Source organism: Butyrivibrio sp. WCE2006, from assembly GCF_000701985.1.
Classification (GTDB): domain Bacteria; phylum Bacillota; class Clostridia; order Lachnospirales; family Lachnospiraceae; genus Butyrivibrio.
Window position 1 is genome coordinate 20,884 of the sequence record NZ_JNKH01000043.1, and the last position, 7,680, is coordinate 28,563.

The window sequence follows — 7,680 nt, forward strand, 5'->3', positions numbered from 1 at the left end:
GGATAGTTTAATCAGTTTCTATAAAATTGTTTGTTTTATAGATCATGTCATGATATCAGTTTTCTTCTGAGTTCTCAGTAGCTGCAGAAGTTTCTTGTGAAGAATCATTATTTTCTGATACGGATGCACCGGCTATTCCCGCTGCTGCATCGCTAAAACTTTCAATTGGCATTATTTCCTGAGTTTTGCCATCAGTAATTATGAGTTTGGTATCAGGAAGCACATTCTCAATTGCCTCATAGAACATACGCTGCTTTGTTATAAGAGGATATTTGCTATATTCCTCATACATGCTGTTGAATTTTGCAACCTGACCTTCCGCCTCAGCAATACGTGAAGCTTTTTCTGCTTCTGCATTCTGTATGATACGGTCAGCTTCTGCTTCTGCAGCAGGAACCTGCTCGCTTTGATATTTCTTTGCGTTGTTCACGGCAGTTTCTTTGCCCTGTTTTGCAGTTTCAACAGCTTTGAATGCCTGCTTTATTTCATTCGTCGGCGGCTCTGCATCCTGAATTGAAAGGTTTACAGCAACAAGACCTACATCCTCTGTCTGGAGCTTCTTCTGAAGTTTTTCCTTCACATCAGCCTGAATCTGTCCTTTTGCAGTGGTGATGACTTCATCAACAGGATAATTAATTACTGTGGATCTGATACATGAGAGTGCCATGTTTTTCATTATGCTCTCAGGATCGCCTGTGTTGTAGTAATAAGCCACCGGATCACTAACCTTGTATTCAAGATAAAAGTCGATATCTACGAAATTGAAATCTGAAGTGATCATGATTCCTTCGTCTTCTACTGTGATATTCTGGCCATTGTTGTCTATTACGTAACCAATTCCAATGCCATGTGTGGTCATATCTACCTTATGAACTGCCTGGATAAATGGAATCTTAAAATACAACCCGGCGGAATTAGTGGCAACAACCTTGCCGAATTGGGTTACTATTGCCTGTTCCTGCTCGCTGACATTGTAGAATGATCCCATAGCGATAAACAGAACGAATATCCCGATTATGATCGGCAGGATCATTTTTCCGAATCCACTTGCCGTATCTTTTAGTTTACCTGACATATAGATGTCCTCCTCTTTTTGATGGTTTTTGTAACGTTAAGTTTTTGTCATTTAGAATACTATCATATATTGTGCAATATTTTTATAACAAATTGGGCAAAATGGGGATATCTAATTGGATGTTAAGGGAAATAAAAAGTTAAATTGGCAACTTGTACATATACAACTTTTAAAACTTGTACAAAATTACAATACAAATCCGGTTGACCATGGTGTACAACTTGGATATGATAAATAGGTAATTGTACGAAGGACTGCTGTTCAATCTAAAAAAATTAAAGGCAGAAATTCCTTTCGGAGGGGAGAATTTGGCTAAATATCAGGAGGTCATAGACTGGATTCAGAAGCAGGTGAGCAGTGGAGCGCTGGCACCGGGAGACAAGATTCCGTCAGAGAATGATCTATGTATACAATTTAATATAAGCAGACAGACAGCCAGACATGCCATAGGGATTCTTGTTCAGGAGGGGATACTTACTGCTGAGCGTGGAAGCGGAACATATGTTACCGATGAAAGGGCAAGGAATGGTGAGCGTAGCAGAATTGCTGTAATTACAACTTATGTGGACAGCTATATTTTTCCCAGGACTATTCAGGGAATTGAGAATAAACTTCGTGAACTGGGATATTCCGTACAACTTTTTTTTACCAATAATTCATCTGTGCGAGAGCGGGAAATTCTGACTGAAATTGTTGAGAAGGATGAAGTTGCCGGAATAATTCTGGAACCTACAAGAAGTGCTTTGCCGACGCCGAACACGGATCTTTTAACGAAGATTTCAGGGATGAGGATTCCTATTCTTTTTATGAACAGCTATTATCCGGAGATGTCAAATAAATGGAATCCTGATGATACAAGGAAAATACCGCATGTTTCCATGAATGATGAAAAGAGCGCATATAAAGCTGTAAAAAGCCTTTTGGATAATGGGCACAGAAACATAGGGTGTGTTCTTAAGCTGGACGACAGGCAGGGACTTGACAGATACAGCGGATATCAGGAGGCAATTGCTGAGAAAGGTCTTTCACCGGAAGCGTCCAAAATTATCTGGCTTGATACAGAGGATTTAAAAAGGCAGGACCTGGTAAAGGATAAGATAAAGGAGAGATTATCGGGCTGTACAGCTGTATTTTGTTATAACGATGAGATGGCTGCACTTGTCATGCAGATTTTGGATGAAAGCGGCATAAAGGTTCCGGAGGATATTTCACTTATCAGCATGGATGACTCGGACCTTGCGAAGCTGACCAGACCGCCGATAGATTCCATACCTCATCCCAAGGAGAAGCTTGGGGAGAGAGCGGCAGAAAATCTGGTAAGACTTATACATCATCCGGGATTTTCTGCAACCTATGAATTTGAGGAAGAAATCAGTGTCAGAGGATCGGTAAGAGCTATAGAACAGCTTTGAAAAATAAAAAATAATAAGATAAGTAACTAAAGTTTATAGAGTTCGGAACCGTTCCGACCGATAGAGCAGGATTACAAAGTAATTGTGCCGGTAAAACAATAAGAGGAGAAAAGGAGAAGGTAATAACATGGGAAATGCAAAACAAGCGATTGCAGAAGGGAAAACTCTTTTAGGAATTGAATTCGGTTCAACCAGAATAAAGGCTGTCCTTACAGATATGGATAATAATCCTATCGCTCAGGGTTCACACAGCTGGGAGAACAGATTGGATAACGGAATATGGACATATACTCTTGAGGATATCTGGGGTGGACTTCAGGACTGCTACAGCAAGCTGGTAATTGATGTTGAACAGCAGTATGGAGAAAAGCTTAAAAAGATCGGAGCCATGGGATTTTCAGCAATGATGCATGGATACATGGCATTTGATAAGGAAGGGAATCTGCTGGTTCCTTTCAGAACCTGGAGAAATACCATCACAGAAAAAGCTTCAGACGAACTTACAGAATTGTTTGGATATCACATTCCCCAGCGTTGGAGTATAGCTCATCTTTATCAGGCAATGCTTAATGGAGAGGAGCATGTGGCAAAGGTTGATTTCTTTACAACACTTGCAGGCTATATTCATTGGCAGCTCACAGGGGAAAAGGTACTTGGCGTAGGCGATGCATCAGGTATGTTTCCGATTGATTCATCAACCTGTGATTACAACGACAAAATGGTTTCACAGTTTGACGAATTAACTGCAAAGAAGGGATATTCATTTAAACTCCGTGATATTCTTCCCAAATCACTTCCTGCAGGAGCAGAGGCAGGAAAACTCACAGCTGATGGAGCAAAATGTCTTGATCCTACAGGCACACTTGAGGCAGGAATCCCTGTATGCCCTCCTGAAGGAGATGCAGGTACTGGAATGGTTGCAACAAATTCTGTTGGAGTAAGAACCGGTAATATTTCAGCAGGAACATCTGTATTTTCAATGGTAGTTCTTGAGCATGACCTTTCAAAGGCATATCCGGAACTTGATCTTGTAACAACACCTTCAGGTGAACAGGTTGCAATGGTACACTGCAACAACTGCACATCTGACCTTAATGCTTATGTTGGTCTTTTCAGAGAGTTTGCTAAGGCTACAGGTTCAGATATTGATGATGACACACTTTATGGAACACTTTATCAAAAAGCCATGGAGGGAGATGCTGATTGTGGCGGACTCCTTGCTTACAACTATTTTTCCGGTGAGAGCATTACAGGATTCAATGAAGGAAGACCTTTGTTTGTAAGAAAGCCTGATGCAAAAATGAATCTTGCAAACTTTATGAGAACTCACCTTTATACAGCACTTGGTGCCCTTAAGGTAGGTAACGATATCCTTATGAAGGAGGAAAATGTTAAGGCAGATTTCTTCTTTGGACAGGGCGGATTTTTCAAGATTAGAGGAGTTGGTGACAGAGTTATGGCAGCAGCCCTCGACACACCTATTAAGCTCATGGAAACTGCCGGTGAAGGCGGCCCTTGGGGACAGGCAATTCTTGCAGGATTCATGCTTAATAAAGAAGATGGTGAGACTCTTGAACAGTACCTTAACAATAAGGTATTCAAGGAAGGCAAGGTTGAGACCTTTGAGCCTGTGGCTGAGGATGTAAAGGGCTTTGATAAGTTCATGGAGGACTATAAGGCTGGACTTAAGATAGAGAGAGCTGCAGTTGACAATCTTAAATAATGAATAAAAACATTTGTTTATAGGTGAGGAGAGAAAGATGCTTGAAGAATTAAAAAAGAAGGTCTATGAAGCAAATATCCTGCTTCCAAAATATGGCCTTGTAACCTTTACATGGGGAAATGTAAGTGAGATCGACAGAGAATCAGGACTTTTTGTAATTAAGCCCAGCGGCGTTGATTATGAGACAATGACTCCGGATGATATGGTTGTTATGGATCTTAATGGCAATAAGGTTGAGGGAAAACTTAATCCTTCTTCCGATACACCCACCCATGTGGAAATCTATAAGGCATTTAAAGAGGTTGGAGGTGTGGTACACACCCACTCATCATATGCTACAAGCTGGGCACAGGCAGGAAGATCAATACCGTGCTATGGAACAACTCACGCAGATTATTTCTATGGTGATATTCCCTGTGTAAGATGTCTTAATAAGGAAGAAATTGAAAATGCCTATGAGGAAAACACCGGCCATCTCATTGTAAATGAATTCAACAGAATGGGAAAAGACCCGGTAGCAGTTCCTGCTGTATTATGTAAAAACCATGGAGTATTTTCATGGGGCAAGGATGCACATGAAGCTGTGCACAACGCAGTGGTAACTGAGGAAGTGGCAAAGATGGCATACAGATGTGAGGTAATAAACCCCAGAGTTATGCCTGCTCCCCAGGAACTCCAGGACAAACACTACTACAGAAAACACGGCGCTAATGCATATTATGGACAAAAGTGAGTACTTGACGAGGCATTATCGAGTCTAGTACGAACTTTGTTCTGGCGAGCGAAGCGAGAGCAGAACTTCCGCCAGTATGGAACCAATGGGGGTTGGTACAAACATTCTCATGGCGAGCGAAGCGAGAGCAGAACTTCCACCAGTATGGAACCAATTGGTTTTGGTACAAACATTCTCATGGCGAGCGAAGCGAGAGCAGAACTTCCACCAGTAAGGAACCAATGGGTTTTGGTACAAACATCCTCATGGCGAGCGAAGCGAGAGCAGAACTTCCGCCAGCGAGGTGTTAGTGAATCTGGTAATAATTTAGTTAACAATATTTAATAACAACACCGCAAAAATGGAATAGTCAGATATTGCGATTTGTGTTACATTTTAACTGCGCTTATGGCGCGCCTCAAAAACGAGGAAAACTTCATATCAATTTAGAAAAGGAAGTGGAGGAATTATGACGAACAAAGAATTGCAGAAGATTGCAAACGAAGTCCGCAAGGGCATTGTCACAGCGGTTCATGCAGCAGGTGCAGGACACCCGGGCGGATCACTGTCAGCAGCAGATATCTATACATATCTGTATTTTGAAGAGATGAATATTGATCCTAAGGATCCGGTTAAGGCAGATCGTGATCGTTTTGTACTTTCAAAAGGACATACAGCACCGGGCCTTTATTCAGTAATGGCTCAGCGCGGATATTTCCCGGTAGAGGAGCTTAAGACTCTTCGTAAACTTGGATCAAGACTTCAGGGACATCCCAGCATGCAGTATCTTCCTGGCCTTGATATGTCTTCAGGTTCTCTTGGACAGGGCATTTCAGTTGCTTGTGGAATGGCACTTTCTGCAAAACTTGATAATAAAGATTTCAGAACATATACACTTTTAGGTGATGGTGAGATTGAGGAAGGACAGGTTTGGGAAGCAGCTATGTTTGCAGGCTTCAGAAAGCTTGATAATCTTGTTGTTATTGTTGATAACAACGGACTCCAGATCGATGGACCTGTTGATCAGGTTTGCTCACCTTATCCTATCGATAAAAAGTTTGAAGCATTTAACTTCCATGTAATCAACATTGATGCACATGATTTTGATGCTATCAGAGCTGCCTTCAAGGAAGCAAGAGAGACAAAGGGTCAGCCTACTGCAATCATTGCACACTCAATAAAGGGTAAGGGCGTATCCTTCATGGAGAATCAGGTTTCATGGCATGGTGTAGCACCTAATGACGAAGAATATGCAAAGGCTATGGAAGATCTTGAAAAGATCGGACAGGCTCTTGAAGCGTAAGTAGGAGGTTAAAATGAGCGAAGTTAAGAAGATAGCTACCAGAGACAGCTATGGTAAAGAACTTATAGAGCTTGCAAAGGTTAATGACAAAGTTGTTGTACTTGACGCCGACCTTGCAGCAGCAACAAGAACAGGCTGGTTTAAGAAGGAATTCCCTGATCGTCACATCGATTGCGGTATTGCAGAGTGTAACATGATGGGTATCGCAGCAGGTCTTGCAACAACAGGTAAGATTCCTTTTGTAAGTACATTTGCTATGTTTGCTACAGGACGTGCTTTTGAGCAGGTTCGTAATTCAATCGGATATCCTCATCTCAATGTAAAGATCGGCGGAACACATGCCGGAATCACAGTTGGTGAAGACGGTGCCAGCCATCAGTGCAACGAGGATCTTGCTCTTATGCGTACAATCCCCGGAATGGTAGTAATGTGTCCTGCAGATGATATCGAGGCAAGAGCTTGTGTTCGTGCAGCAGCTGAGCATGAAGGCCCTGTTTACATCCGTTTTGGTCGTGCAGCTTGCCCTGTAGTTAATGACAGACCTGATTACAAGTTTGAACTTGGTAAAGGAACAGTCCTTCGTGAAGGTACAGATGTCAGCATTATTGCTACAGGTATTGGTGTTGGATCTGCTCTTGAAGCAGCTGAAAAGCTTGCAGCAGATGGAATTAGCGCTGAGGTAGTAAATATCTGCACAATTAAGCCTATCGACAGAGAACTTGTTGTTGCAACAGCAAAGAAGACCGGTAAGGTTGTAACAGTTGAGGAGCACTCTGTAATCGGTGGCCTCGGCAGTGCTGTTTGTGATGTTCTTGCAGAAGAGTGTCCTACAGTAGTTAAGAAGATTGGTATGCAGGATCGTTATGGTGAATCCGGAAGTGCCGCAGATCTTGTAAAGAAATATGGTCTTGATGGTGAAGGCGTATATAATTCTGTTAAAGAATTCCTTAAGTAATTCTACTTTTTAAATGACATTGGTTTTTGATCATATATTGGCACTGCAATTATCTAAGGATAGACGATTGCAGTGTCAACGTGTTATAATATCCATCATTTGAGGTCGTTTCGACCGATAGGGCAGGATTACGAAGTAATCGTGTCGGTTCATTATATAAAAGTCCAGCGGTGTGATGTCAAGTAAAGAAAAATAAAAAATCTTTTATTTTTTGACATTTTTCACGAAAAGAAAAAACGACCACCTAAGCCCTGTCGACCATATTTTTAAATGAGCAGGGCGTACTCATCAGCAAGTAGGTGATACTACTATGCTGGACGATATAGACGATTGTCTTTCAGCAGTCGAAAGACTAATCGCACAAGTTTACGAGCAGTTAATGCGAGTGCACGTTTGTGTTGGTATCTGTTCACCTCTTTGTACTTGAGGTGATAGAAGTCGCTGTATTCTTTGTCGCATCTTACAAGAGATAATGCTGCTTCACACAGATAATACTTTAA

General features: G+C 41.7%; 6 protein-coding genes and 1 pseudogene. 5 read left to right on the forward strand and 2 right to left on the reverse strand.

Translation table 11 applies throughout. From position 1 onward, the window contains the following. Positions 1–55: 55 nt before the first annotated feature. Positions 56–1,075, reverse strand: coding sequence for an FtsH protease activity modulator HflK (gene hflK / locus T501_RS17140; protein WP_044916461.1), 1,020 nt, complete (start codon positions 1,073–1,075; stop codon positions 56–58). Between the two features lie 308 nt (positions 1,076–1,383). Here hflK and T501_RS17145 point away from each other — a divergent pair, with 308 nt between their 5' ends. The 5 genes from T501_RS17145 to T501_RS17165 all read left to right on the forward strand — a co-directional run bounded on the left by T501_RS17145 (position 1,384) and on the right by T501_RS17165 (position 7,180). Beyond that, a complete protein-coding gene (locus T501_RS17145; protein WP_081675217.1) occupies positions 1,384–2,487 on the forward strand; it encodes a GntR family transcriptional regulator in 1,104 nt (367 codons plus the stop codon). Positions 2,488–2,614: 127 nt separating this feature from the next. After that, a complete protein-coding gene (locus tag T501_RS17150) occupies positions 2,615–4,210 on the forward strand; it encodes a xylulokinase (protein ID WP_026510086.1) in 1,596 nt (531 codons plus the stop codon). Between the two features lie 37 nt (positions 4,211–4,247). Next, positions 4,248–4,943: an L-ribulose-5-phosphate 4-epimerase gene (locus T501_RS17155; RefSeq protein WP_026510087.1), complete on the forward strand. Its 696-nt coding sequence runs from the start codon at positions 4,248–4,250 to the stop codon at positions 4,941–4,943. Between the two features lie 448 nt (positions 4,944–5,391). Then, a complete protein-coding gene (locus tag T501_RS17160) occupies positions 5,392–6,225 on the forward strand; it encodes a transketolase (RefSeq protein WP_026510089.1) in 834 nt (277 codons plus the stop codon). A 13-nt stretch (positions 6,226–6,238) separates the two neighbouring features. Then, the gene (locus T501_RS17165) at positions 6,239–7,180 is read left to right on the forward strand and encodes a transketolase family protein (protein WP_026510090.1); all 942 of its coding nucleotides are present in this window, start codon (positions 6,239–6,241) and stop codon (positions 7,178–7,180) included. 308 nt (positions 7,181–7,488) lie between these two features. On the opposite strand, the pseudogene T501_RS22240 reads toward T501_RS17165, so the two are convergent. Continuing rightward, positions 7,489–7,680, reverse strand: a pseudogene (locus T501_RS22240) (IS110 family transposase); the annotation flags it as partial.